The sequence below is a fragment of the Rhizobium herbae genome (genome assembly GCF_019511375.1).
Lineage (GTDB): Bacteria > Pseudomonadota > Alphaproteobacteria > Rhizobiales > Rhizobiaceae > Pararhizobium > Pararhizobium herbae_A.
In genome coordinates this window covers 994040-1016619 of the sequence record NZ_JAEUAO010000002.1, presented here as the reverse complement: position 1 = coordinate 1016619, position 22580 = coordinate 994040, and the positions used below count along the sequence as shown (strand labels likewise).

Here is a 22580-nt window from a genome sequence, read left to right as displayed (position 1 = left end):
GAAAGTTCAATGACCGCCGCAAGTTAGCCGCCAGGCACTATCACTTTTTCAAGCGACCAAAACCACTGTTCAGCCCTTGGCGAGAACCCCGAAGGCAATCAGGGCAAGGCCCTGCATCACCAGGTCGATGGCGAGGAACAGGCCGAGGATCCACAGGCTGTTGACCGGCCAGCCGGCGGCGATGACGAGGCCTGCCAGCGCCGTTATCACGCCGCCGAGCGCAATCCATCCCCAGCCTTTGAGCGGCCGCAGATTGAGGGCGGACCAGATGCGCAACCCGCCGGCAACCATCAGCGCCACCGCCATCAGCAAGGTAAGAACCGCAGACGCCAGGAGCGGATTGAGAAAGGCGAAAACACCGGCGACGGTGTAACAGCCGCCGCTGAGGATCCAGTACACCACCCGCTCCCATCCCCTGACGCGGAAGGCCTGGGCAAGATGCAGCAGGCCGCCTGCCAGCATGACGATGCCCACGGTGTAGACGGAGGCGACGGTGGCGGCGAGCACATTGCCGAAGGCGATCCCGCCGCCCATGATCATCAGCACGCCGAGCGCCACGAACCATCCCCATTTTTCGCGGGCAGCCTGTTTTCCGGTGGGGTCGAATGCCTGAGCCATAATGCAACCTCCAATTATCCATGGGCGATCGCTTAACTAGAGCGGCATTCTACGACTAAATCAAAGGGAAAGATTTGGATTATTTTTATTGATTGACGGATCAATCAAAAATACACTGCTCTTGTAAAGAGGGGTCGAGAATGCCGAAAATCGGGATGGAACCGGTGCGCCGCAAGGCTCTGGTGGACGCAGCGCTTCGCGTGATCGGCGATCAGGGCACGCTGGCGGTTACCATGTCGGATATTGCCCGCAACGCCGGCGTTTCGGCGGCGCTTGCGCACCATTATTTCGGCAGCAAGGAACAACTGCTCACCGAGACGATCCGCTCGCTTCTGAAGCAGCTGCGCGCCGATGCCGTGACGGCGCTCGCGGCAGCGAAAACCGCGCGCGAACGGCTTTCGGCCATCGTCCGCGTCAGCTTCCACGCCGACCAGTTCGCGCCGGAAACGATTGCCGCCTGGCTGGCCTTTTACTCGCAAGCCCAGTGTTCGGACGAGACCCGGCGTTTCCTCGTCATCTATGCCCGCCGGCTAAGGTCGAATCTGGTGGCCAATTTGAAGGCGCTGTGTGGCGCGGATGATGCGGTGCGCGTCGCCGAGGGTACCGCTGCGATGATCGACGGGCTCTATATTCGCCGGGCGCTCGGTTCCTCGCCGGTGACGGCGGAAGCCTCCATCGCCCTGACCGACGACTATATCACGCTCAGCCTGAATGCACTTGAAAGGCAAGGATACGCTGCATGACTGCTCGCCGGCCTAACATACTGATCATCATGGTCGATCAGCTGAACGGAAAGTTCTTTCCGGACGGCCCGGCGGAGTTCCTGCATGCGCCGCACATGAAGGCGCTCGCCAAACGCTCAGCGCGTTTCCGCAACAACTACACGTCCTCGCCGCTCTGTGCCCCTGCCCGCGCCTCCTTCATGGCCGGGCAATTGCCGAGCCGCACGCAGGTCTATGACAACGCGGCCGAATACGTCTCCTCGATCCCGACCTATGCGCATCACCTGCGCCGCGCCGGCTATTACACGGCGCTGTCCGGCAAGATGCACTTCGTCGGCCCGGACCAGTTGCACGGCTTCGAGGAACGGCTGACGACGGACATCTATCCGGCCGATTTCGGCTGGACGCCGGACTATCGCAAGCCGGGCGAGCGGATCGACTGGTGGTATCACAATCTCGGCTCCGTCACCGGCGCCGGTATCGCCGAAATCACCAACCAGATGGAATATGACGACGAGGTGGCCTTCCTCGCCAACCAGAAGCTCTATCAGCTTTCGCGCGAGCAGGACGATGCGAACCGGCGCCCCTGGGCGGTGACCGTTTCGTTCACCCATCCGCACGACCCCTATGTGGCGCGCCGCAAATTCTGGGATCTCTACGAGGGCTGCGCGCATCTTGCGCCAGAGCTTGGCGCGATTTCCTTTGCCGAACAGGACCCGCATTCCCAACGCCTGATGCTCGCCTGCGACTACGAGAGCTTCGCCGTGACGAAGGAAAACATCCGCCGGTCGCGCCAGGCCTATTTCGCCAATATCTCCTATCTCGACGAGAAGGTGGGCGAACTGCTCGACACGCTGACCCGGACGCGGATGCTGGACGACACGCTGATCCTGTTCTGCTCGGACCATGGCGACATGCTTGGCGAGCGCGGCCTCTGGTTCAAGATGAGCTTCTTCGAGGGCTCTGCCCGCGTGCCGTTGATGATCGCCGGCCCCGGCGTTACACCCGGCCTGCATCTGGCGCCCGTCTCCAATCTCGACGTGACGCCGACGCTGTGCGATCTCGCCGGCATCTCGATGGACGAGATCATGCCCTGGACCGACGGCGAGAGCCTCGTGCCGGTGATCAACGGCGCAGAGCGCGTGACGCCGGTCTTGATGGAATACGCCGCCGAAGGCTCCTATGCACCGCTCGTCTCGATTCGCGAGGGCAAGTGGAAATATGTCCATTGCGCGCTCGATCCTGACCAGCTTTTCGATCTTCATGCGGATCCGCTGGAACGCACCAATCTTGCCAGGGATCCCACCGATCCGGTGATCAAGGCGACGCTCGACGCCTTCCGGCAGATGCGCGAGGCGCGCTGGGACATGGATGCCTTCGACGCTGCAGTCCGGCAGAGCCAGGCGCGGCGCTGGGTGGTCTATGAGGCCTTGCGCAACGGCGCCTATTATCCCTGGGACCACCAGCCGCTGCAGAAGGCGTCCGAGCGCTACATGCGCAACCACATGAATCTCGACGATCTCGAAGAATCCAAACGCTTTCCGCGAGGGGAATAAGATGAAAGCCCAACCGCCAGCCTCCCACTTCATCGACGGCGAATACGTCGAGGACACCGCGGGCACGCCATTCGACAGCATCTATCCGGCGACCGGCGAAGTGATCGCACGGCTGCATGCCGCCACGCCCGCCATCGTCGAAAAGGCGATCGCCGCCGCCAAGCGCGCGCAGGGCGAATGGGCAGCATTAAGCCCGATGGCGCGCGGCCGTATCCTCAAGCGCGCGGCAGAAATCATGCGCGAGCGCAACCGCGAGCTCTCGGAACTCGAGACTCTCGACACCGGCAAGCCGATCCAGGAAACCATTGTCGCCGATCCGACCTCCGGCGCGGACGCCTTCGAATTCTTCGGCGGCGTCGCGGCTGCAGCGCTGAACGGCGACTATATTCCGCTGGGCGGCGATTTTGCCTTCACCAAGCGCGTGCCGCTCGGCGTCTGCGTCGGCATCGGCGCCTGGAACTATCCGCAGCAGATCGCCTGCTGGAAGGGTGCGCCGGCGCTCGTCGCCGGCAATGCGATGGTGTTCAAGCCCTCCGAAAACACGCCGCTCGGCGCGCTGAAGATCGCCGAGATCCTGATTGAAGCGGGCCTGCCGAAGGGCCTCTACAACGTCATCCAGGGCGACCGGACGACGGGGCCGCTGCTCGTCAACCACAAGGATGTCGCCAAGGTGTCGCTCACCGGCTCCGTCGAGACCGGCAAGAAAGTCGCGGGCGCTGCGGCATCGAGCCTCAAGCACGTGACGATGGAGCTCGGCGGCAAGTCGCCGCTGATCGTCTTCGACGATGCCGATCTCGAAAGCGCCATCGGTGGCGCCATGCTCGGCAACTTCTACTCGACCGGCCAGGTCTGCTCGAACGGCACGCGCGTCTTCGTGCAGAAGGGTATCAGGGACAGGTTCCTGTCGCGCCTCAAGGAGCGCACCGAAAAGATCGTCATCGGCGACCCGATGGATGAGGCGACCCAGCTTGGCCCGATGGTGTCTCGCGCCCAGCTCGACAAGGTCTTTTCCTATATCGAAAGGGGCAAGGCCGAAGGAGCGACGCTTTTGACCGGCGGCGGCATTCCGAACAATGTGTCCGCAGAAGGCACCTACATCCAGCCAACCGTCTTTGCCGATGTGACCGACGAGATGACGATCTGCCGCGAAGAGATCTTCGGGCCGGTAATGTGTGTGCTCGACTTCGACAACGAGGAGGAGGTGATCGCCCGCGCGAACGGCACCGAGTTCGGGCTTTCGGCCGGCGTCTTCACCTCGGACCTTACCCGCGCGCACCGCGTCGTCGACCAGTTGGAAGCCGGGACGCTGTGGATCAACACCTACAATCTGGCGCCTGTGGAAGTGCCGTTCGGCGGCTCGAAGCAGTCCGGTTTCGGGCGGGAAAATTCGCTGGCGGCGCTCAATCACTACACGGAGCTGAAGAGCGTCTATGTGGCGATGGGGAAGGTCGAGGCGCCGTATTGAGGGAAAGCCCCTCATCCGGCCTCCTTTTCTAAGAGGAAGGGCGGCCACCTTCTCACCGTGAACGGGGAGAAGGGACAAGCGGCAAGCTCCGTTATCCTCCTCTCCCCACTCGCGGGGGAGAGGGCCAGGGTGAGGAGCAATCATTTCGTACTTGGGAACAGCGCAATGCAACAGGCAGACTTCATCATTATTGGTTCGGGCTCCGCCGGCTCCGCCCTCGCCTACCGCCTCTCGGAGGACGGCAAGAACACCGTCATGGTGCTGGAATATGGCGGCAGCGATTTCGGGCCGTTCATCCAGATGCCGGCGGCGCTGGCCTGGCCGATGAGCATGAAGCGCTACAACTGGGGCTATCTCTCCGAGCCCGAGCCGAACCTCAACAATCGGCGCATCACCGCACCCCGCGGCAAGGTGATCGGCGGCTCGTCGTCGATCAACGGGCTCGTCTATGTGCGCGGCCATGCCGAGGACTTCAACCGCTGGGAGGAGCTTGGCGCGCAGGGGTGGGCCTATGCCGACGTCCTGCCCTATTTCAAGCGCCAGGAAACCTCGCAGGGTGGCGAGGCAGGCTGGCGCGGCACGGACGGTCCGCTGCACGTCAAGCGCGGACCACTGAAGAACCCGCTGTTTCACGCCTTCGTCGAGGCCGGCAAGCAGGCCGGCTTCGAGTTGACGGACGACTATAACGGCTCCAAGCAGGAAGGCTTCGGCCACATGGAGCAGACGGTCTGGCAGGGGCGCCGTTGGTCGACTGCCAATGCCTATCTGAAGCCGGCGATGAAGCGGCCGAACGTCGAACTCGTCCGCTGCTTCGCCCGCAAGCTGGTGATCGAAAATGGCCGCGCCGTCGGCGTCGAGATCGATCGCGGCGGCAAGATCGAGGTGGTGAGGGCCAATCGTGAGGTGATCGTCTCGGCCTCTTCCTTCAACTCGCCCAAACTGCTGATGCTCTCCGGCATCGGTCCGGCCCAACACCTGCAGGACATGGGCATCGAGGTGAAGGTCGACCGGCCGGGCGTCGGCGCCAACCTGCAGGACCACATGGAATTCTATTTCCAGCAGATCTCGACCAAGCCGGTCTCGCTCTATTCCTGGCTGCCGTGGTTCTGGCAGGGTGTTGCCGGCGCGCAGTGGCTGTTCCTCAAGCGGGGTCTCGGCATTTCCAACCAGTTCGAGGCCTGCGCCTTTGTCCGTTCGGCGCCCGGCGTCAAGCAGCCGGACATCCAGTATCACTTCCTGCCCGTTGCCATCAGCTATGACGGCAAGGCGGCGGCCAACACGCATGGCTTCCAGGCCCATGTCGGCTACAACCTGTCGAAATCGCGCGGCAACGTCACACTGCGCTCCGCCGATCCGATGGCCGATCCGGTCATCCGCTTCAATTATATGAGCCATCCCGAGGACTGGGAGAAGTTCCGCCACTGCGTCCGCCTGACGCGCGAAATCTTCGGCCAGAAGGCTTTCGATCCCTATCGCGGGCCGGAGATCCAGCCAGGTGAAGCGGTCCAGAGCGACGAGCAGATCGACGCGTTCCTGCGCGAGCATCTGGAAAGCGCCTATCATCCCTGCGGCACCTGCAAGATGGGCTCGCGCAACGATCCGATGGCCGTCGTCGACCCGGAAACCCGCGTCATCGGCGTCGATGGCCTGCGCGTTGCCGACAGCTCGATCTTCCCGCACGTGACTTACGGCAACCTCAACGCCCCCTCGATCATGACCGGCGAGAAGGCGGCCGACCATATTCTCGGCAAGGGCATGCTGGCGCGCAGCAACCAGGAGCCCTGGATCAACCCGCGCTGGGCGGTGAGCGACCGGTAGGAGGGCTCAGTGGTAGTCGTCCTCGCGCTGATGGCGCACCGCGAGGACGGTGACGGTATCGCTGTCTTCTATTTCGAAGAGAGCGACGTGCCCTGACGATCCGAACGGAATCAGCAGTTCGCGCAGAAATGCGTCGTCGCCGGCGGCCCGCCGGCAACTAAATGGAAATTGCGCGAGCGTAGCCATCGCCTTTTCGATCGCATAGTAAGCTCGCGTTGCCGCTTCCTCGTCACGCTCCAGCAAGTAGGCGTAAAGACGTTTCAAATCGTCTCGTGCCTTTGGAGCCAGCTTGACCGAATAGGTCATTTTGCGCTTTTTTCGGCAAGCTTGGCGTCAAGCATCCCTTTGAGTTCAGCCAAGACCTCTTCGGCGCCATAGTAAACGCCTGTGCGCTTTGCCTCTTCCCGCGCCTTCAGCCCCCGCGCAATGAACTCGGCCTGTGTCTTCCGATAGTAAATCTGCGACCGCAGCGAGTTTTCGACAAAGGCCGAGAGAGTCTCGCCCTCTTTCAGCACGCTTTCGGCGGCGGCGCGCAATTCAGGATCGACGCGCAGCGAGGGAATGGTAGCGGTCTTCATGAGGGAATGCTCCGTGCGTTGCAATTGCGATGCATGATATAGTCCACGACGGAAAGACATTCAACTGAATCAGAAGGCCGGACGACAAGCGCCCGGCCCTGAACATTGTTCTACGCTTGACGATCAGACGAAGAAGAAGTCGTTGCGGTGCAGGTCGGCAAGCTCGACACCCTTCAGAACGATCGAGCCGTCGCCGTAGTCGATCGTCACGCCGAGCGAGCTTTCCGTCGCGTTCGCCGTCACATTGGCGAAGGACGACAGAAGGGTCTTTTCAAGGACGAGAACGTCGGAGACCGCGGTACCCGCGGAGAAATCCGTGATGACAGTGCGCCCGATCGAGGTTCCGAACAGGAAGGTGTCGCTGCCGGCGCCGCCGGTCAGCGTGTCATTGCCGAGGCTCGCCGTCAGGCGGTCATTGCCGGCGCCGCCGTTCAGTCCGTCGTTGCCCGCTTCGCCGTAAAGCTTGTCGTTACCGGCCTCGCCATAAAGCTTGTCGTTGCCGAGACCACCCTTGATAGTGTCGTTGCCGGTGCCGCCCTTGACGATGTCGTTGCCGTCCTGGCCGAAGAGCGTATCGGCTCCGCCGCCGCCAACGAGGGTGTCATTGCCGCCGGCGCCCTTGAGCCTGTCATTGTGGTCGTAGCCGCGGAAAACGTCGTTGCCGGAGCTTCCCTCGAAAACCAGCGAGTCGGTCTTGAGGTAGTCGAGCAGCAGCGTGGTCGTCGAGCCGGTGAGTTCGCTGCGGATGCCTTCCGCCAGGCTGCTGTCGGCGATATCGAGGCCGGTGATCGCGACCTCGGTCGTCTGGGTGAAGGTGCGTGTCGTCGTGTCGAGCGTGACAGCAGAACCGAAGGTGACGGCGTCGAGGCTGCCCGTGACGGTATGCGTCGTCATGTTGTAGCTCCACGCCGTGTCGTCGGCTCCGAACACGACGCCGTAGCCGGAGGAGTCGGTGGCGGCATACTCCTCACCGGAAATGCCGTTCGCGCCGCTGAACTGGCCGCGCCCGGACGCAACGAAATCGTTGGCGAACTCAGTGAGATAGGTGAGAAGATTGATGCCTGTGCCGTCGGCATTCACGTCGGTTGCTGTGATGGTGATCGTCATTGGAAGTACCCCAGAAATATGAACGACCGAGGCCTATTTTAAGATGACTTATTTTGTCAAGTTAATACGATGTAAACTGGACATTTTTTATCATATTTTGGCTTCCACTCCATTCCGCTCGGTATCGATTACAAAAAACCGATCCAGCGGCCGGCAAGCAGCGCCCCGAGCCACAGGAAGAAGGACAGGAAAGCACACAGCCGGACGAGACCACCCGCAGGCGCGCCGGTTGCGACGGCGCCCCACGCGCCGCTCATATGCAGGTAGCCGAGATTGACGATGGCGGCAGCGATCAGCGCAAGCTTGATGAGAAAGGCCGGGTTGGCGAGATAATGGGCCGGGCGCACCGTAAAAAGCCAGAACCCGGACAGAACCGCAAGCACGACGCCGCAGGCCGCGGCGCGCGACAGGAAAGGCCCGATCGCTGGGACTGGCGGCGCGCGCAACAGGCCCATGAGCCGCAGATCGAGCGGCAGGATGGCACCAACGATCAGCCCGATGCCAAGGATATGCGCGGCATTCACGAACAGATAGGCGATACTGAAGCGACGCAGCAATGCTGCGCCGGGCCATCCGGCAAGCCATTGCAGCAGGTCCGGCCAGCTCATCAATTCGTTTGGATCCGATCCGGATAGATGTCGTAAACCTTGCCCGACACGGTGATCCGCACAGCTTTCATTCTCTTTTCGTCGGGATCGAGCGACCGATTGCCGAGAACGACGATCGGGTCGCCTATCTTGGCCGCGCCCTCGACGAAACCCGACCGTTCCGTCAACCGCGGATTACCGAGCTCGACCAGCCAGACGCCATCCTTTTCCGTGGCGACGTTCAGCGTCGGATGCGGCGGTGCCATCGAAATTTCACGAATGGTACCCGTAAGCTCAATCTGATCGGCCTCTGCCCAGGACCAGCCGTGATGGCCATAGGCGCTGGCGGCAAACAGCATGGCGACAAGGCTGCCGGCAACAACACGGGTTGGAAATAATCCAGCCATCTCACGTCCCTCCTTGCGACAGGCGATGCGGCAAAATTGGCGCCGGTGATGAAAAGGGAAAGGGAGATCACCGATTTTTGAATGGAAGAAGCCGCCACTGCGCTGGCTTTCACGCGCGGTCTTCGACGCATCATCTCCAGCCGGCTGCCAGGTGAGAATAATCTATCAATTTACTAGGTTTTCTTAGAATTTTCCCCTTCGGAGAGATATTTGCTCTGATCCGCCGCGTTTAGAAATCCGTTTTTCTGTCTTTTGTCGCATCGGGCTGCGATATTCCGGGACAACAGTATCAGGATTTCCCCCCATGACATCCGCATCACTCAAAAATCGCGCCTCGGCGCTGAACAAGCAGCTCGAAAGCCTCGACCTTGCCGGCCGGCTGGCTCTGGTCGCGGGTCTTGGGGGCAAGGCGGTCTTTACCACCAGCCTCGGCATCGAGGATCAGGTGATCACCGCCGCGATCGGTTCGCACAAGCTCGGCATAGAGGTCTCGACGCTCGAGACCGGCCGCCTCTTCAACGAGACCGTCGCCCTGATCGACGAGACCGAAGAAACCTACGGCATCCTGATCAAGCGCTTTTACCCCGAGCAGGACGACATCGACGCCTTTGCCGCCAAGTACGGCATGAACGGTTTCTACGACAGCGTCGAGGCCAGACATGCCTGTTGTGGCGCGCGCAAGGTGAAGCCTCTTGCGCGCGCACTCGAAGGGGCATCCTTCTGGATCACCGGCCTGCGCCGTGGCCAGTCGGGCAATCGCGCCGATACGCCGTTTGCCGAAGCCGACCTCGACCGTGGCCTGATCAAGATCAATCCGCTGGCCGACTGGGATATCGAGACGATCCGCGCCCATGTGGCCGCCGAGGAGATCCCGGTCAATCCGCTGCACGCCCGCGGTTATCCCTCGATCGGCTGCGAGCCCTGCACCCGGGCCATCAAGCCGGGCGAGCCCGAGCGGGCCGGCCGCTGGTGGTGGGAAAACGACGAGAAGCGCGAATGCGGCCTTCACGTGCCGGATGCCGCCGCTTCCGCCATCCCGCAATCGACACCTCTTGCAAGCAGTCTTGTGCGATAACCCGCGCGGCTTGCCACACAGACACTCCCGGAGACTTGAAATGCCTCTTACCCTTCCGGAAACGGAACTGCATAATCCACAAACGGCCAAGACGCCGCTCGATCCGCATCTGAAGGCGCTCGAGAACGAAGCGATCCACATCTTCCGCGAAGTGGCCGCCGAGTTCGACAAGCCGGTGATGCTCTATTCGGTCGGCAAGGATTCGTCCGTGCTGCTGCATCTGGCGCGCAAGGCCTTCTATCCGGGACGCGTGCCCTTCCCGCTCTTGCACGTCAACACCGGCTGGAAATTCGCCGAGATGATCTCCTTCCGCGACGAGATCGTGGAAAAATACGATCTCGACCTGGTGGAGCACATCAACCCGCGCGGCGCTGCCGAAAACGTCACCCCCTTCTCCCATGGTTCGGCGCTCTATACCGACATCATGAAGACCGAGGCTCTGCGCCAGGCGCTGGACGCCGGCGGCTATGACGCGGCCTTCGGCGGCGCCCGCCGCGACGAGGAAGCCTCCCGCGCCAAGGAACGCATCTATTCCTTCCGGACGCCGGATCACCGCTGGGACCCGCGCAACCAGCGCCCGGAACTCTGGAACATCTACAACGGCATGATCCGCAAGGGCGAAAGCGTGCGCGCCTTCCCGCTGTCGAACTGGACCGAAGTCGATATCTGGCGCTACATCCAGGCCGAAGACATTCCGATCGTGCCGCTCTACTTCGCCAAGAAGCGCCCCATCGTCGAGCGCGACGGCATGATGATCCTGGCCGAGGATCCGCGGCTGGAACTGCTGCCCGGCGAAGTCAAGCGCGAGGAAGTCATCCGCTTCCGCACGCTCGGCTGCTTCCCGCTGACCGGCGCCATCCGCTCGCAAGCTTTGACCCTCGACGATATCATCTCAGAACTCGAAACCGCGACCGTTTCCGAACGCCAGGGCCGCGCCATCGACCGTGACCAGTCCGGCTCGATGGAGAAGAAAAAACGCGAAGGATACTTCTGATGACCGCTCAAGCCGTAGCACAGTCCGCAGCCGCCGAGGCAAAGAGCGGAACCGTCACAGCCTTTCCGGCCGTTGAGCCCGCCAAAGCGGTGCGCGACACGCGCCCGCTGCGCCTCATCACCTGCGGCAGCGTCGACGACGGAAAGTCCACCCTGATAGGCCGCCTGCTCTGGGATACCAAGGCCGTCAAGGAAGACCAGGCCGCGACGCTGCGCCGTGACAGTGGCAAGCAGAACGATCTCGGCCTGCCCGATTTCGCACTTCTGCTCGACGGTCTTCAGGCCGAGCGCGAACAGGGCATCACCATCGATGTCGCCTATCGCTACTTCGCCACCGACAAGCGCTCCTTCATCGTCGCCGACACGCCCGGTCATGAGCAATATACCCGCAACATGGCCACCGGCGCCTCGACGGCCGATCTCGCCGTGCTGCTGGTCGACGCCCGCGTCGGCCTGCTCGAGCAGACCCGCCGGCACGCCACGATCGCAACGCTGATGGGCATCAAGCAGTTCGTGCTTGCCGTCAACAAGATCGACCTGACGGGTTACGACCGCGCCCGCTTCGAGGCGATCAGCCACGAGTTCAAGGAACTGGCGCTGTCGCTCGGCGTGCGCCAGATCAACGCTATCCCGGTCTCGGCGCTGAAGGGCGAAAACGTCGTTTACGACGGCAAGGCCTCGATGCCCTGGTACGAAGGCCCGACTCTGGTCGAGGTGCTGGAACTGGCGACGGTGCGCTCCGCCCAGACCGTCGGCTTCCGCCTGCCGGTGCAGCGCGTCTCCCGCCCCGGCGAAAGCTTCCGCGGCTATCAGGGCACGGTTGCCGGCGGCTCGGTAAAGCCCGGCGATTCGGTCGTCATCCTGCCGTCCGGCATGGTCGCCAACGTCACCAAGATCGTCACCTTCGACCTGGTGCGCAACGCTGCCGTCGCCGGGGACGCGATCACGCTCGTCCTCGACCGTCAGGTGGACGTGTCGCGCGGCGACATGATCGTTTCGCTCGAAAGCCAGCCGCAGACCGGCGTCGCCTTCGATGCACAGCTCGTTGCGCTGCAGCCGGATGGCATCCAGCCCGGCAAACGCTACTGGCTGAAGAGCGGTTCGCGCCGCCAGCGCGTCACGGTGCAGCCGTCCAGCCTGCTTGACCTGAAAAGCGGCAAGTGGAACCACCACACCGATGCGCTCGCCATGAACGCCATCGGCAAGGTGCACCTCTCCTTCGACGAGCAGGCCGTATTCGACAGTTACGAGCAGAACCGCACCACCGGCGCCTTCATCCTGATCGACCCCGACACCAACAACACGGTGGCCGGCGGCATGATCACCGCCAAGCGGGCCTCGCTCTCCGGCATCCACACCGAAGAGGGCCGCGTCATCCTCTCGCTGCCTGCCGATCTCGCCGACCAGCTGATGGCAACCGAACTGTTCGCCAACCGCCGCGAGGAAGCCGAAATCCGCCGCGTGAGCGCTGGCAAGGCGAGCGAGATCTTCGACGACATCGACGGTTGATTGCCATCGCTTTCCAGACAGGAGGAAGGGGCCACGCGGCCCCTTTTCTTTTTTTACAGGGGTCTGAGCCCAAGATGGCCGGGACCCGTGGCTGGAATTGATCGCATCGAAACAGGTTGACGACGCGGGTGTGGTCCCTCACTCCAGCACCCAAGTCGCCCTCCCCGCTTGTGGGGAGGGCGACTTGGGTGGGCGGCAAGGCGAGTGTGTCATGGAAGGGCCGAGACCGCGGTGCGATTTCGGCCGACCGCTATCAGACAACGAAAAAATCGTCGGCGCCCAGCAATGTACCGCGGGCAATACAAACAAATTTCACTGCGGCATCGCCGCCCTTGCCGTCCGCGTCGAACAGCAGGGCACCGGAGGTCTCGTTGTAGATGATGCGGTCGTCAGTGTCGGCGGCGGTCTTGCCGATCACGAAGGAACCGGCATCCAGCACGCCTTCCGCAACGCCGGCAAAGACGGCGCTGTCCAGCCGGAACACATCGTCGGCGGAACTGAAGTCGACAATCCGATCGCTGTTTTTCGGGGCAAGCAGGGCGCCGAAAACGAAGGCATCGCTGCCTGCGCCGCCGGTCAGCCTGTCGCGCCCCGCGCCGCCGCTAAGGACGTCGTCACCGGCATCGCCGAAAATATGATCACAGCCACTTCCGCCGGCAATTTCATCATTGCCCGCGCCGCCGCGCAGGCGATCGCTTCCCTCGCCGCCGTCGAGCGTATCGTTGAACAGGCTGCCGGCGATCCGGTCGTCGCCACCGTTGGCGCTGACGAGCACGGCGTGATCGTAAGCGGCGTAGCTGATCGTCTCCGCGGCGTCGGTCAAGACGACGTATTCAGGCGGCGGGGCAATCGTGATGGTGATGGTCGCCAGGTTGCTGTTGCCCTGGCCGTCGGTGGCGTAAACGGTGAAACTGTCGGTGCCAGTGAAACCGGCTTCGGGCACGTAGTCGAAATAGTTGCCGCTCAGATAATCCTGGTGGTAGTGCAGGCTACCGGCATATTCCCCCTGAGGAAACGGGTAATAGCCGCTGTCATAGCGCGTCTCCTGCTCGAGCGTTCCATGAGCCGGTCCTTCGACGACGACGAATTTCAACAGATCGAAATCCACGTCCGCCGCGTCGAACTTGATATCGTCGAGCGATTGGCCTGGCGAAAGCGTGAAGCTGAGATCGGTGACGATCGGAGCATGATTGACGAAGGTGTCGGGGAGAAGCACGCCGTCGTCCAGTATGAGCTGGTGCTCGCCGTACTGGGTGTTTTCGCCGCCGAAATACTCGTTCGCGCCCCGCCAGGTAACAACAATGTCGTCTGCGCTCCCGGCCGCAACGGAGACGACGTCCGTCGAAAGATAGGCCGCCTGCTTGGACAAGGTTCGGATGTAATTGCCTTCGTTGTCGAAAACATGCGTCTCCAGCGTCGTGAAGACATGGGTCCGGCCGTCATTGGTAAAGGTGGTGACGGTAAAGAAGCCGTCGAAAACATCCACGGAAGCCAAATCGACCCAGCCGAAGAAATAATCCTCGCGCGCTCCAACCGGACCGGTCACATCGCCGTCCGGCTCTGTTATCGTAAAGAGAATTGCACTCTGGCTCTCGTTATTACTGTCTTCCCATACAGTCAGCTCACTTCCGTTGCTCAAGACGGGCATAGGCTTCTTCCTTTGTTACGTGGAGGACAGGGGCGCGAACAGCCTTTCCGCGGCCGGTGAAACCAGCATTGCGGACAGGCACCGGAACCTATCCGCAATCGCAACGGCCTGGCAACCCGAGTTCGCGCCGGGATGGAGGACGCTCACCGAGATGAAAACAGGCTATCGAAGAAGAAGCGCCGTGCCGTACATGCCCGCCGCAAAAACCGTGTGGGCGGCGAGGTTCAGGAGGCGCACCCGATTGGCGTTCGGCAGCTTCGAGGCCGCCCAGCCGAGACCGAGCCCCGGCTGCAACAGGAACCAGCCCGCCCCGACAGTGACAATGCCGACGGCCCAGGCGGGAAGGAATGTCGGCGCTTCGAGCCAGGCGGCGCCCGCCAGGGCGACAAGCAGGAGGCCATAGAGGATGCCGACGGCATAGTGGCCGATCCATCCGAGGGCCAGTTCATGCTCATAGGGCGTGGCCTTGCCGATATCGTCGTGGAAGACTTTTCCGCAGCGAAGATGCCAGAACCACCGCCGACCGGCGCCCAGTTCGGCCATCGCTGGCCGGGCAGGAAGGACAAGAGAATGGCCCAAAGATCCATGAGAATCGTGCCGCCGACGCCGACAGCCACGCTACGCCAAAGGATATCGAACATGGGCAACCCGGCTCCTGATAATGCGCCGGACAGGCGAGCCACCTGTCTGAAGGCGCTGCGTGAGCCGGGAGGGAATTGATGGCGCGCATCTGCGGGCAGGCCTGAACTGCAGTTGCAAAGCCGTTGTAGTTCATCTCTGGTTTTTCGGTCAAGAAAGACGACGTCGACAGGTGACGGCACAGGCCATGGGATCGAGGAGTTGCGGCTGCACAATGATCCAACGTTCCGGCAGAACGCCGCCAACGCCTGCTGAAGCCGCAAGGTCATAGCATGAGGAAAAGCCCGCCCACCAAGGGTTTTCGAAATCACCTAAGGATTTCCGTGGGTTCAAGCTGGTCGGAGTGAGAGGATTCGAACCTCCGACCCCGTCGTCCCGAACGACGTGCGCTACCAGGCTGCGCTACACTCCGTGACCAGCGGCGCCTCTATAGAACAGCATTTTCCTTTCGACAAGCAGCAAAATCGAAAAATCGCAAAGTCGGATAAAAACAATGCGGTAAGCCGGCCTTGGCTGTGAACAACTGCAGCCAACGGCCAGCGCCGCCGCTTCGCCCTCACCGTAACCCCCTCCCGCTTGGGGGGAGAGGAGACCGAGGATGCCGCCCGGTCCTTCTCCCCGTCGAAACGGGAGACGGTGCCCGGCAGGGCGGCGATGGCGCACATCGCCGTCTGCAGATGCCGAAACGCCTGCTCGCTGGGGCGTTTCGGCAACGCTTGCGAATTTATGCGCGGGACTGCGCATAGAAGTCGTTCTGGCGATTTTCTTTCGACGGCTTTGGCGTTACAGGCAGGGTCGAAAGCCTTGGCCGCCCGCGTGTTGCGCCGCCTTGGCCGCGCCACTTTCAGAACGAACGCCAAAGGGACTTGAGACATGAATTTCCGCTTGATGACCGTCGCCGGCCTTGCGCTGGCGCTTGCCGGCTGCACGACCACGGGACCGGCTCGAAATGCCGTCGAATCGCGCTGGAACGGCCAGCCGGCCGGCACTTTCTTCGCCCAGTTCGGCCCGCCGCAATCCGACGTCGAGAGCGGCGACATGACGGTCTATTCCTGGAAGGGCGGCTACAAGAAGCGCACGGTCCCGGCGCAGTATGCCGAAGGCAAGGACGGCAAGAAGGGCAAGAAGATCGCCTCTGCCCGTACCGAGTTCCTCAGCTGTTCCGTCCAGCTGACGGTCTCCTCCGACTATGTCATCCGTTCGGTGCATGTGCTCGGCGACCGCAAGACCTCGACCGGCCCGAGCTGGTGCGACGAGTTCCTGGCCGGCGACAAGGCGAAGTAGCGCCAGCGCGTCCAAGCCACATCGTGCGCCCGCCGGTCCCGCCGGCGGGTTTATTTTTTGCCCGGCTTCCATCGCTCTCTATGGCCTTGACCGGCCGGACGTCTGCCCCACCTCTCTCGGTAGAAACGCGCCGCATTCGAGGGAGGAAACAATGAGGAAGGTCGTTGCCGCAACATTCTTGAGCCTGGACGGCGTCATGCAGGCCCCCGGCGGACCGGACGAGGATCCGACCGGCGGTTTCACCCTTGGCGGCTGGACCGTCAACTACTGGGATGAGGTGACGCGCGAGGCGATCGCCGAGACATTCTCCGAGCCGTTCGACCTTCTGCTCGGCCGCAAGACCTACGAAATCTTCGCCGCCTACTGGCCGTATGTCGACAAAGACGACGCGATCGGCTCATTGTTCAACCCGGCGACCAAATATGTGGCCAGCCGATCGGCGCAGCCGCTTGCCTGGCAGAATTCCGTGGCGATCAACGGCGATGTCACCGCCGCGGTGAAGCAGCTCAAGCACGGCGACGGCCCGGTGCTTCTGTTGCAGGGATCCGGCGACCTCATCCAGACCCTACTTGCCGCCGACCTTATCGACGAATTCCGACTGCTGATCTTCCCGCTCCTGCTCGGCCGCGGCAAGCGCCTGTTCGGCAAGGGCACTATCCCGGCGGCGCTGAAGCTGACGAAATCGAAGGTCTCGACGACAGGTGTGACGATCAACACCTACGTGCGCGAGGGCGAGATCCAGACCGGCTCGTTTGCGGCGCAGGAACCCTCGGCGGCGGAAATCGAGCGGCGGGCGCGGATGGCGCGCGAGGGGTGATGTTGGCGGGCTTTGATCAAATCAGGGCGCCGCGCCATGGGCCGTTCGGAGTATTTGCGGCCTTGCTGGTCCACCGATAGTATAGATTTAACTAATGTAAGGCTCCGACTACACTTTGGCGCAGACCTTTGGGGAAAGGATCATGCGTCAGCGCCAGTTCCATCGAAAGCAGCAGCACGGCTCCCTGCTTGCTTCCGTAGCAGCCGCCCCCGGGGTGGTGCTGGGCCTCATTGCGGTCAGTGCCGCCGGCATCATGAGCGCCGACGACCTGCTTTTGTCGCTCAGCGGCACAGCGCAAGCCTGCAACATCAAGGGCAATATCACCATCGAGACCGGGGAACGGATTTTCCATGTTCCCGGACAGGAATATTACAGCGCGACGAAGATCAGCCCGCAATATGGCGAGCGGTGGTTTTGCTCCGAGGCCGAGGCCTGGGCGGCGGGATGGCGCAAGGCGCGGAATTGAGGATGGGTTGGCTGGGGCGCCAGGATTCGAACCTGGGAATGCCGGTACCAAAAACCGGTGCCTTACCGCTTGGCGACGCCCCAACGTCTGGCGCAAAGCGGATCGCCCGGCCAAATCGTGCGCCGGTTTAGCAAGGTTGAAAGCAGGCGACAACGGCTAAGTTGGGCTTTGGGCGGAATTTTCCCATCCTGGCATCAGGTGAGAGCCCCTCATCCGGCCTTCTGGCCACCTTCTCCCCGTGAACGGGGAGAAGGTGACAAGCGGCAACCTCTATCGTCCCCTCTCCCTGCTTGCGGGGAGAGGGCCAGGGTGAGGGGCCGTTCTCGACCCCATCGAGGGTCGTTCATGGAGATAGGACAACGCGTTGATAAGACGCCAGACGCTCCGCGAAATCCATTCCTGTCATACGCTTTATGCGCTAGGGTCCGGCGACAAACCGGAGACCGTCATGAGCATTTTTCGCGCCCGACCGCCCGCCAAGCAGACGCTGCTACTCGATGACGATGTGGTGCGGATCACCCGATGGGATTTCGAGCCGGGGGCCGATACCGGGCATCATGTGCATGGCATGGGCTATGTCGTCGTGCCGATGACCGACTGCCGCTTCCTGCTCGAGGAGCCTGGCGGCGAGCGGCGCGTGGACATCGCCAAGGGGGCGGCCTACCGGCGCGAGCCGGGCGTCGAGCACAATGTGATCAATGCCGGCAAGGAATTCATGTCGTTCATCGAAATCGAATACAAGTGAAGAGACGGCGTATGGAAGGCCCTGACTTCGACCTCGACTTCCAGCCGGCCCATGGCGAGGCCGTGACGGTGGCGGACGGCGTCCAGCGCATCACCGTCAACAATCCCGGCCCCTTCACCTTCCATGGTACCAACAGCTATATCGTCGGAAACAAGTCCGTCGCGGTGATCGACCCCGGGCCGGAGGACGAGGCGCATTTCCAGGCGCTGATGACGGCGCTGAAGGGGCGCGAGGTCACCCATATCGCCGTCAGCCATACGCATCGCGACCACTCGCCGCTCGCCGGCCGCCTCAAGGCCGAGACCGGCGCGCTGATCGTCGCCGAAGGCCCGCACCGGGCGGCAAGGCTGCTGCACGAGGGCGAGGTCAACCCCTTTGCCGAAAGCTCCGATATCGAGTTTGCGCCGGACATCCGGCTGATGGACGGTGACACCGTGGAGGGTGACGGCTGGTCGCTGACGGCGCTGCTGACACCCGGCCACACCGCCAACCACGCGGCCTTCGTGCTCGGCGACACCGCGCCGGGGGATACAGGCATCGTCTTTTCCGCCGATCACGTCATGGCCTGGGCGACTTCGATCGTGGCACCGCCGGACGGATCGATGACCGACTATATGGCATCGCTGGAAAAGCTGCTTGGCCGCGACGACCGGCTCTACCTGCCCGGCCATGGCGGTCCGGTGACGGACCCCGCCGCCTTCCTGCGGGGCCTGAGGGCGCACCGGCGGATGCGTGAGCGCGCCGTGCTGGAGCGGGTGCGCGCCGGCGACAGCCTGATTACGGAGATGGTCAAGGTGATCTACGCGACCACCGATCCGCGGCTGCATGGAGCGGCGGCGCTTTCGGTTTTTGCCCATATCGAAGACCTGGTCGAGCGCGGTCAGGTCGAGACGAACGGTCCGCCATCGCTCGCCGGCACCTATCGCCTGGCGGCGGGAGGCGCGACCTGATGCCTTCGCGTCCGGCCTACAGCTACCGCAGCGATCCGGCGGTGCCCGCCTTTGCCGACGATCAGCCGATCATCGTCTTCGACGGCGAATGCATCTTCTGCTCCGGCTGGGTGAACTTCGTGCTGCGGCATGACAGGCAAGGCCGCTACCGCTTCCTCACGGCCCAATCGCCGCTCGGCGAGGCGCTCTACCGGCATTACGGGCTCGACGGCCGCAACTACGAAACCAACATGCTGATCGAAAATGGTCTTGCCTTCCTGAAATCGGAGGGATCGCTGCGGATGGCAGCAGGTCTGGGCTTCCCCTTCAACCTCGTTTCCGTGCTGCGTCTCATCCCCCGGCCACTGCGCGACACGCTCTACGAACTGGTGGCGCGCCACCGCTACCGCATCGCCGGCAGGCGCAATGCCTGTTTCGTGCCAGCACCGGAGCATCGAGGCCGGTTCATCGCGTGAACGCAGAGCGCTTGCGCGTCCTCGTCCTCGGCGGCTACGGCACCTTCGGCGGCAGGCTGGCACGGCTGCTTTGCGACGAGCCGCGGCTGACGCTGCTGATTGCCGGGCGGTCGCCCGGCAAGGCAATGGCCTTCGCCGCCGCGCTTCGAGCCCGGGCAGCGGCTGAACCTGTCAGGATGGGCCGCTGCGGCGACGCCCCGATCGGCGCTGTAGCGGCTGGCTAGCTGATCAATCGCCGGCGATGCCCAGCAGTTCAGCGTCGAGCGCATGCAGGAACTGGTTGGCAAAAGCGGCGCTGAGGCCGAGATCGTGCGGGCCGTAGCGGGAGGCCACGCGCATGTCGACGAAGGTCGTCTCGGCCTCTTCGCGCAAGCGGATGAGCACATCGAAACGGAAGCCGACGATCAGCGTGCGCCATTCGCCCTGCAGCAATATATCGGAGGAGCGCGGCCCGGCGGTCATCTCGCCCGGCATCGTCTGCGGCCGCGACAGCGGGATCGGCACGTCGCCGGGTTCGCTGTCGGCCGGCGCCGTAGCGTCCGGCTTGACCGCCATGTCCTCCAGGTCCGGCCTGGCGTTTTCGACACCCTCTTCGGCAACGATGCTGATGCCGGTTTTTTCCGCGACGATCTTCACGCCCTGGAAGACGCGGTCAAGGGCGCCGTCATAGCGGCGGCCGGTCAGCCCGGGATAGGCCGCGATCTGGGCTTCCCGGTCTTCCGGCGTCACCACGGCGGGACGTTCGAGCCAGCCCTGCACGGCATCCGGCGGCTTGATCCAGAGTGGCGGCGTCACGGTATCTGTGCTGACATCGTAGATCGCCGGCTTGGAAAAATATTCGTTGAGCGCCAAGCCTGCAACACCGAGCGGCGCGGCTGCATACAAGACCGCCACGAAGGAGGCGACGCCGCCGACTGCCGCGACCTGCCAGAGCCGGACGAAGCCGATGGCGGCAAGCATGACGGCAACGGCCGCCAATGCCGCCGAAAACACCATGAGCGCCACGAAATGCGGTGTGATCAGCGGGCCGAAACGATGCGCCAGCAGCGCGGCAGCGAAGAGACCGAAGGCAATGCGGGCGATCCTGCGCGCCCAGCGGGCGGCATGAGACGTGGGGCGCTCATACTTGATCATCATCTGGCAGAATCAATCCCTGGGCCGGACGTGGCAGCTTCTTCTTCTGTTTAGAGCAAGATGGCGAGAGGTGTGAAGCGGTTTTCGGCAAGATCATCGACGACCGGCGAATGAGACAGGCAAGTGCATGCAAGTATTGGCACCTCGGCTCGCGCCGTAAATTCGCCATTCTCGTTAATCATGTGTTGAGAACGGGGATCAGGCGTGTTTCCCGGTTCTCAACTCGCTGGACCGGTTTGCACAGACATCAAATTTTCCGGGCACCGGGGAAGCGGCCGCTTTCCGGAACCTGAAAGGAGAGAGAGCATGCTGTCATCCGAAACCAAGCAGGAAGCAACCGCGACCCAGGCTGCCGTGCCGCCATCGGATGCGAGCCTGACGATGGAACTCCTGGAACTCGAGCTTTCGCTGGACGGCTTCACTACCGGCGCCGAGGGTTTTGCGGCCCATGTCCGCGCTGCCGCCGCAGCAATCGACGGCGCCTTGCTGTTTGAACTGCCCGCGTCAGGGCTGATTGCCGATTGCGACAGAATCGCGGTCCTGCGCATTCCGCAGGACGGCAGCATGGCGATGACCACCGTCTTTGCCTGCCTGGAGAGCGACGGAACGACGATCCGCATCGAAAAGCCGAACGAGGAAACGGCGGACCTGAAGAATTTTGCCGAAGCTTTTGTGGATGTGCTGCAACGCATCTGATAGTTGATCGGATCTCCAGGACATCACGGGGACCGATCATGCATGCTCGAAATATCCTGTTGCTGGCGGCACTTGGCGCGATCCTTTCCGGCTGTGTGTCGATGACGCCGGAAGAGCGCCGCGCCGCCGACGAAAAGACCTGTCTGTCCTACGGCTTCCGCCGCAACACCGACGCCCTTGCAACCTGCCTGCAGCGCATCGAACTCGACCGCCGAGCGGAATCGCGGGCTTTCCGTTACGGCAACGATGCCATGCTGTGGGGTTGGGACAGACCGGTCATCGTCTACCGCTAATGGCGGCAAAGCTCCCCTTGTGGCAAGAAATTTCCCGTTTTACGCGAATGGGCGCGCGCTTTTGCTTTGGCAAACGCGATTCGTGCCTATGATGGCTGCGGACATCGACCGGGAGAATTTCATGACAGTCGTGCTGAAGATATTGTGCGCCTTCCTCATCCTTTCTGCAGCACCCGCCCTTGCGGCAGAACGCTGGCAGGAACTGCCCGACCCGGCCCCGCTGCCGCAAGCGGCAAAGACGGGGAAGGCTCCCGTCAACGGCGTCGAACTGCACTACGCCGTGTATGGCTCCGGCCCGCCGGTGCTCCTGATCCATGGCGGTCTTGGATACAGCGAGATTTGGGGCGCGCAGGTGGCCGATCTTTCGAAGGATCATACGGTCATCATCGCCGACAGCCGCGGCCATGGCCGCTCGACCCGCAATGCCGAACCCTACAGCTATGACCTGATGGCATCAGACTATCTTGCCCTGCTCGACTATCTGAAGATCGAAAAGGTGGCGCTGGTCGGCTGGAGCGACGGCGGCATCATCGGCATCGACATCGCCGTTCATCATCCCGAGCGTCTGACGAAGCTCTTCGCGCAAGCTGCCAATTCCAAGGTGGATGGCGTCATTCCGACCGTGATGGAGGACAAGACCTTTGCCCACTATGTCGAGAAGGCCGGCGAAGTCTACAGGAAGATCTCGCCCACACCGACGGAATACGACGCCTTCGTCACCCAGATCGGCAACATGTGGGCGAGCCAGCCGAACTGGACCGACGACGACCTGAAGACGATCACCACGCCGACCGCGATCGTGCTGGGTGATCACGACGAGGCGATCAGCCGCGAGCATACGGACTATCTGGCAAAGACCATTCCCGGCGCCAAACTGGTTATCCTCGAAAACGCCAGCCATTTCGCCATGCTGCAGGACCCGGAAGGGTACAACAGGGCGGTGCGGGCGTTTATTGATCAGTAACTCCAGGCCGGATCGGCGGCGATTAACGCGCCGGAGGCCATCCGCGCGCTCGCC

Annotated in this window: 25 protein-coding genes, 2 tRNA genes and 1 pseudogene; 17 read left to right on the top strand and 11 right to left on the bottom strand. The window is 62.6% G+C overall.

The genetic code is table 11. The annotated features are described in order from the left end of the window. Positions 1 to 69: 69 nt before the first annotated feature. Complete coding sequence (locus tag JNB71_RS12125) at positions 70 to 618, bottom strand: HdeD family acid-resistance protein (protein ID WP_220372017.1); 549 nt, start codon at positions 616 to 618, stop codon at positions 70 to 72. Positions 619 to 758: 140 nt separating this feature from the next. Between JNB71_RS12125 and betI the strand changes: the two genes are divergently transcribed. The 4 genes from betI (at position 759) to betA (ending at position 6179) form a co-directional block, all read left to right on the top strand. Further along, entirely contained in the window at positions 759 to 1361 is a 603-nt protein-coding gene (gene betI, locus JNB71_RS12120; protein WP_220372016.1) for a transcriptional regulator BetI, read from the top strand. Beyond that, positions 1358 to 2896 (top strand): choline-sulfatase, encoded by a 1539-nt coding sequence (gene betC, locus JNB71_RS12115; RefSeq protein ID WP_220372015.1) that lies wholly within the window; start codon positions 1358 to 1360, stop codon positions 2894 to 2896. Before betI ends, betC begins: the two co-directional genes overlap by 4 nt. 1 nt (position 2897) lies before the next feature. Continuing rightward, positions 2898 to 4361: a betaine-aldehyde dehydrogenase gene (gene betB, locus JNB71_RS12110; RefSeq protein WP_220372014.1), complete on the top strand. Its 1464-nt coding sequence runs from the start codon at positions 2898 to 2900 to the stop codon at positions 4359 to 4361. Between the two features lie 165 nt (positions 4362 to 4526). Further along, positions 4527 to 6179 carry a choline dehydrogenase gene (betA, locus tag JNB71_RS12105; RefSeq protein WP_220372013.1) on the top strand — a complete coding sequence of 551 codons (1653 nt, stop codon included), beginning with the start codon at positions 4527 to 4529 and terminating at the stop codon, positions 6177 to 6179. A gap of 6 nt (positions 6180 to 6185) precedes the next feature. Here the strand turns inward: betA and JNB71_RS12100 are convergent, their stop codons facing one another. The 5 genes from JNB71_RS12100 to JNB71_RS12080 form a co-directional block, all read right to left on the bottom strand. Then, the gene (locus JNB71_RS12100; protein WP_220372012.1) at positions 6186 to 6485 is read right to left on the bottom strand and encodes a type II toxin-antitoxin system RelE/ParE family toxin; all 300 of its coding nucleotides are present in this window, start codon (positions 6483 to 6485) and stop codon (positions 6186 to 6188) included. Next, complete coding sequence (locus JNB71_RS12095) at positions 6482 to 6757, bottom strand: YlcI/YnfO family protein (RefSeq protein ID WP_220372011.1); 276 nt, start codon at positions 6755 to 6757, stop codon at positions 6482 to 6484. Before JNB71_RS12095 ends, JNB71_RS12100 begins: the two co-directional genes overlap by 4 nt. 123 nt (positions 6758 to 6880) lie before the next feature. Further along, on the bottom strand, positions 6881 to 7864 hold the full coding sequence (locus tag JNB71_RS24685) for a calcium-binding protein (RefSeq protein ID WP_220372010.1): 984 nt from the start codon (positions 7862 to 7864) through the stop codon (positions 6881 to 6883). Between the two features lie 128 nt (positions 7865 to 7992). Further along, entirely contained in the window at positions 7993 to 8472 is a 480-nt protein-coding gene (locus tag JNB71_RS12085) for a DUF2214 domain-containing protein (RefSeq protein WP_220372009.1), read from the bottom strand. After that, a complete protein-coding gene (locus JNB71_RS12080) occupies positions 8472 to 8858 on the bottom strand; it encodes a DUF6152 family protein (protein ID WP_220372008.1) in 387 nt (128 codons plus the stop codon). The genes JNB71_RS12085 and JNB71_RS12080 overlap by 1 nt, the downstream gene beginning before the upstream one ends. Before the next feature lie 304 nt (positions 8859 to 9162). Between JNB71_RS12080 and JNB71_RS12075 the strand changes: the two genes are divergently transcribed. From JNB71_RS12075 to cysN, 3 genes are read left to right on the top strand one after another with little or no spacing between them, the layout of a single operon-like run. After that, positions 9163 to 9933 (top strand): phosphoadenylyl-sulfate reductase, encoded by a 771-nt coding sequence (locus JNB71_RS12075; RefSeq protein WP_220372007.1) that lies wholly within the window; start codon positions 9163 to 9165, stop codon positions 9931 to 9933. 40 nt (positions 9934 to 9973) lie between these two features. Beyond that, positions 9974 to 10927: a sulfate adenylyltransferase subunit CysD gene (gene cysD, locus JNB71_RS12070; RefSeq protein WP_220372006.1), complete on the top strand. Its 954-nt coding sequence runs from the start codon at positions 9974 to 9976 to the stop codon at positions 10925 to 10927. After that, the gene (cysN, locus tag JNB71_RS12065; protein WP_220372005.1) at positions 10927 to 12435 is read left to right on the top strand and encodes a sulfate adenylyltransferase subunit CysN; all 1509 of its coding nucleotides are present in this window, start codon (positions 10927 to 10929) and stop codon (positions 12433 to 12435) included. The genes cysD and cysN overlap by 1 nt, the downstream gene beginning before the upstream one ends. A 253-nt stretch (positions 12436 to 12688) precedes the next feature. Here the strand turns inward: cysN and JNB71_RS12060 are convergent, their stop codons facing one another. From JNB71_RS12060 to JNB71_RS12050, 3 genes and pseudogenes are all read right to left on the bottom strand, one after another. Next, positions 12689 to 14083, bottom strand: a complete 1395-nt coding sequence (locus JNB71_RS12060) for a calcium-binding protein (RefSeq protein WP_220372004.1) — start codon at positions 14081 to 14083, stop codon at positions 12689 to 12691. Between the two features lie 162 nt (positions 14084 to 14245). Then, a pseudogene (locus JNB71_RS12055) lies at positions 14246 to 14724 on the bottom strand (DUF2938 domain-containing protein). Positions 14725 to 15057: 333 nt separating this feature from the next. After that, a tRNA-Pro gene (locus JNB71_RS12050) sits at positions 15058 to 15134 on the bottom strand. Between the two features lie 461 nt (positions 15135 to 15595). Here JNB71_RS12050 and JNB71_RS12045 point away from each other — a divergent pair. The 3 genes from JNB71_RS12045 to JNB71_RS12035 all read left to right on the top strand — a co-directional run bounded on the left by JNB71_RS12045 (position 15596) and on the right by JNB71_RS12035 (position 17289). Further along, positions 15596 to 16006, top strand: a complete 411-nt coding sequence (locus JNB71_RS12045) for a hypothetical protein (protein ID WP_112852792.1) — start codon at positions 15596 to 15598, stop codon at positions 16004 to 16006. Positions 16007 to 16157: 151 nt separating this feature from the next. After that, positions 16158 to 16823 (top strand): dihydrofolate reductase family protein, encoded by a 666-nt coding sequence (locus JNB71_RS12040; RefSeq protein ID WP_220372003.1) that lies wholly within the window; start codon positions 16158 to 16160, stop codon positions 16821 to 16823. Between the two features lie 142 nt (positions 16824 to 16965). Then, a complete protein-coding gene (locus JNB71_RS12035; protein ID WP_220372002.1) occupies positions 16966 to 17289 on the top strand; it encodes a succinoglycan biosynthesis protein exoi in 324 nt (107 codons plus the stop codon). Positions 17290 to 17297: 8 nt separating this feature from the next. Here the strand turns inward: JNB71_RS12035 and JNB71_RS12030 are convergent. Further along, positions 17298 to 17372: transfer RNA gene (locus JNB71_RS12030), tRNA-Gln, on the bottom strand. A 365-nt stretch (positions 17373 to 17737) separates the two neighbouring features. Here JNB71_RS12030 and JNB71_RS12025 point away from each other — a divergent pair. Genes JNB71_RS12025 through JNB71_RS12010 form a run of 4 tightly spaced genes read left to right on the top strand, consistent with a single transcriptional unit; the run spans position 17738 to position 19663 of the window. Beyond that, positions 17738 to 18034 (top strand): cupin domain-containing protein, encoded by a 297-nt coding sequence (locus tag JNB71_RS12025; RefSeq protein WP_220372001.1) that lies wholly within the window; start codon positions 17738 to 17740, stop codon positions 18032 to 18034. Between the two features lie 11 nt (positions 18035 to 18045). Next, on the top strand, positions 18046 to 18984 hold the full coding sequence (locus JNB71_RS12020; protein WP_220372000.1) for an MBL fold metallo-hydrolase: 939 nt from the start codon (positions 18046 to 18048) through the stop codon (positions 18982 to 18984). Further along, positions 18984 to 19439: a thiol-disulfide oxidoreductase DCC family protein gene (locus JNB71_RS12015; protein WP_220371999.1), complete on the top strand. Its 456-nt coding sequence runs from the start codon at positions 18984 to 18986 to the stop codon at positions 19437 to 19439. The genes JNB71_RS12020 and JNB71_RS12015 overlap by 1 nt, the downstream gene beginning before the upstream one ends. Then, the gene (locus JNB71_RS12010; RefSeq protein WP_220372278.1) at positions 19436 to 19663 is read left to right on the top strand and encodes a hypothetical protein; all 228 of its coding nucleotides are present in this window, start codon (positions 19436 to 19438) and stop codon (positions 19661 to 19663) included. Before JNB71_RS12015 ends, JNB71_RS12010 begins: the two co-directional genes overlap by 4 nt. Positions 19664 to 19667: 4 nt before the next feature. Here JNB71_RS12010 and JNB71_RS12005 read toward each other — a convergent pair whose 3' ends face one another. Further along, on the bottom strand, positions 19668 to 20576 hold the full coding sequence (locus JNB71_RS12005; protein ID WP_220371998.1) for a DUF1499 domain-containing protein: 909 nt from the start codon (positions 20574 to 20576) through the stop codon (positions 19668 to 19670). 303 nt (positions 20577 to 20879) lie between these two features. Between JNB71_RS12005 and JNB71_RS12000 the strand changes: the two genes are divergently transcribed. The 3 genes from JNB71_RS12000 to JNB71_RS11990 all read left to right on the top strand — a co-directional run bounded on the left by JNB71_RS12000 (position 20880) and on the right by JNB71_RS11990 (position 22526). Beyond that, entirely contained in the window at positions 20880 to 21269 is a 390-nt protein-coding gene (locus tag JNB71_RS12000) for a hypothetical protein (RefSeq protein WP_112852799.1), read from the top strand. Between the two features lie 38 nt (positions 21270 to 21307). After that, the gene (locus tag JNB71_RS11995) at positions 21308 to 21562 is read left to right on the top strand and encodes a hypothetical protein (RefSeq protein WP_220371997.1); all 255 of its coding nucleotides are present in this window, start codon (positions 21308 to 21310) and stop codon (positions 21560 to 21562) included. A gap of 121 nt (positions 21563 to 21683) precedes the next feature. Next, positions 21684 to 22526: an alpha/beta fold hydrolase gene (locus tag JNB71_RS11990; RefSeq protein WP_220371996.1), complete on the top strand. Its 843-nt coding sequence runs from the start codon at positions 21684 to 21686 to the stop codon at positions 22524 to 22526. Positions 22527 to 22580 lie beyond the last annotated feature (54 nt).

Bases quoted from the DNA above. Each gene is read 5' to 3' on its own strand.
- JNB71_RS12125 (WP_220372017.1), bottom strand. From the start codon at position 618: ATGGCTCAGGCATTCGACCCCACCGGAAAACAGGCTGCCCGCGAAAAA.
- betI (WP_220372016.1), top strand. From the start codon at position 759: ATGCCGAAAATCGGGATGGAACCGGTGCGCCGCAAGGCTCTGGTGGAC.
- betC (WP_220372015.1), top strand. From the start codon at position 1,358: ATGACTGCTCGCCGGCCTAACATACTGATCATCATGGTCGATCAGCTG.
- betB (WP_220372014.1), top strand. From the start codon at position 2,898: ATGAAAGCCCAACCGCCAGCCTCCCACTTCATCGACGGCGAATACGTC.
- betA (WP_220372013.1), top strand. From the start codon at position 4,527: ATGCAACAGGCAGACTTCATCATTATTGGTTCGGGCTCCGCCGGCTCC.
- JNB71_RS12100 (WP_220372012.1), bottom strand. From the start codon at position 6,485: ATGACCTATTCGGTCAAGCTGGCTCCAAAGGCACGAGACGATTTGAAA.
- JNB71_RS12095 (WP_220372011.1), bottom strand. From the start codon at position 6,757: ATGAAGACCGCTACCATTCCCTCGCTGCGCGTCGATCCTGAATTGCGC.
- JNB71_RS24685 (WP_220372010.1), bottom strand. From the start codon at position 7,864: ATGACGATCACCATCACAGCAACCGACGTGAATGCCGACGGCACAGGC.
- JNB71_RS12085 (WP_220372009.1), bottom strand. From the start codon at position 8,472: ATGAGCTGGCCGGACCTGCTGCAATGGCTTGCCGGATGGCCCGGCGCA.
- JNB71_RS12080 (WP_220372008.1), bottom strand. From the start codon at position 8,858: ATGGCTGGATTATTTCCAACCCGTGTTGTTGCCGGCAGCCTTGTCGCC.
- JNB71_RS12075 (WP_220372007.1), top strand. From the start codon at position 9,163: ATGACATCCGCATCACTCAAAAATCGCGCCTCGGCGCTGAACAAGCAG.
- cysD (WP_220372006.1), top strand. From the start codon at position 9,974: ATGCCTCTTACCCTTCCGGAAACGGAACTGCATAATCCACAAACGGCC.
- cysN (WP_220372005.1), top strand. From the start codon at position 10,927: ATGACCGCTCAAGCCGTAGCACAGTCCGCAGCCGCCGAGGCAAAGAGC.
- JNB71_RS12060 (WP_220372004.1), bottom strand. From the start codon at position 14,083: ATGCCCGTCTTGAGCAACGGAAGTGAGCTGACTGTATGGGAAGACAGT.
- JNB71_RS12045 (WP_112852792.1), top strand. From the start codon at position 15,596: ATGAATTTCCGCTTGATGACCGTCGCCGGCCTTGCGCTGGCGCTTGCC.
- JNB71_RS12040 (WP_220372003.1), top strand. From the start codon at position 16,158: ATGAGGAAGGTCGTTGCCGCAACATTCTTGAGCCTGGACGGCGTCATG.
- JNB71_RS12035 (WP_220372002.1), top strand. From the start codon at position 16,966: ATGCGTCAGCGCCAGTTCCATCGAAAGCAGCAGCACGGCTCCCTGCTT.
- JNB71_RS12025 (WP_220372001.1), top strand. From the start codon at position 17,738: ATGAGCATTTTTCGCGCCCGACCGCCCGCCAAGCAGACGCTGCTACTC.
- JNB71_RS12020 (WP_220372000.1), top strand. From the start codon at position 18,046: ATGGAAGGCCCTGACTTCGACCTCGACTTCCAGCCGGCCCATGGCGAG.
- JNB71_RS12015 (WP_220371999.1), top strand. From the start codon at position 18,984: ATGCCTTCGCGTCCGGCCTACAGCTACCGCAGCGATCCGGCGGTGCCC.
- JNB71_RS12005 (WP_220371998.1), bottom strand. From the start codon at position 20,576: ATGATGATCAAGTATGAGCGCCCCACGTCTCATGCCGCCCGCTGGGCG.
- JNB71_RS12000 (WP_112852799.1), top strand. From the start codon at position 20,880: ATGCTGTCATCCGAAACCAAGCAGGAAGCAACCGCGACCCAGGCTGCC.
- JNB71_RS11995 (WP_220371997.1), top strand. From the start codon at position 21,308: ATGCATGCTCGAAATATCCTGTTGCTGGCGGCACTTGGCGCGATCCTT.
- JNB71_RS11990 (WP_220371996.1), top strand. From the start codon at position 21,684: ATGACAGTCGTGCTGAAGATATTGTGCGCCTTCCTCATCCTTTCTGCA.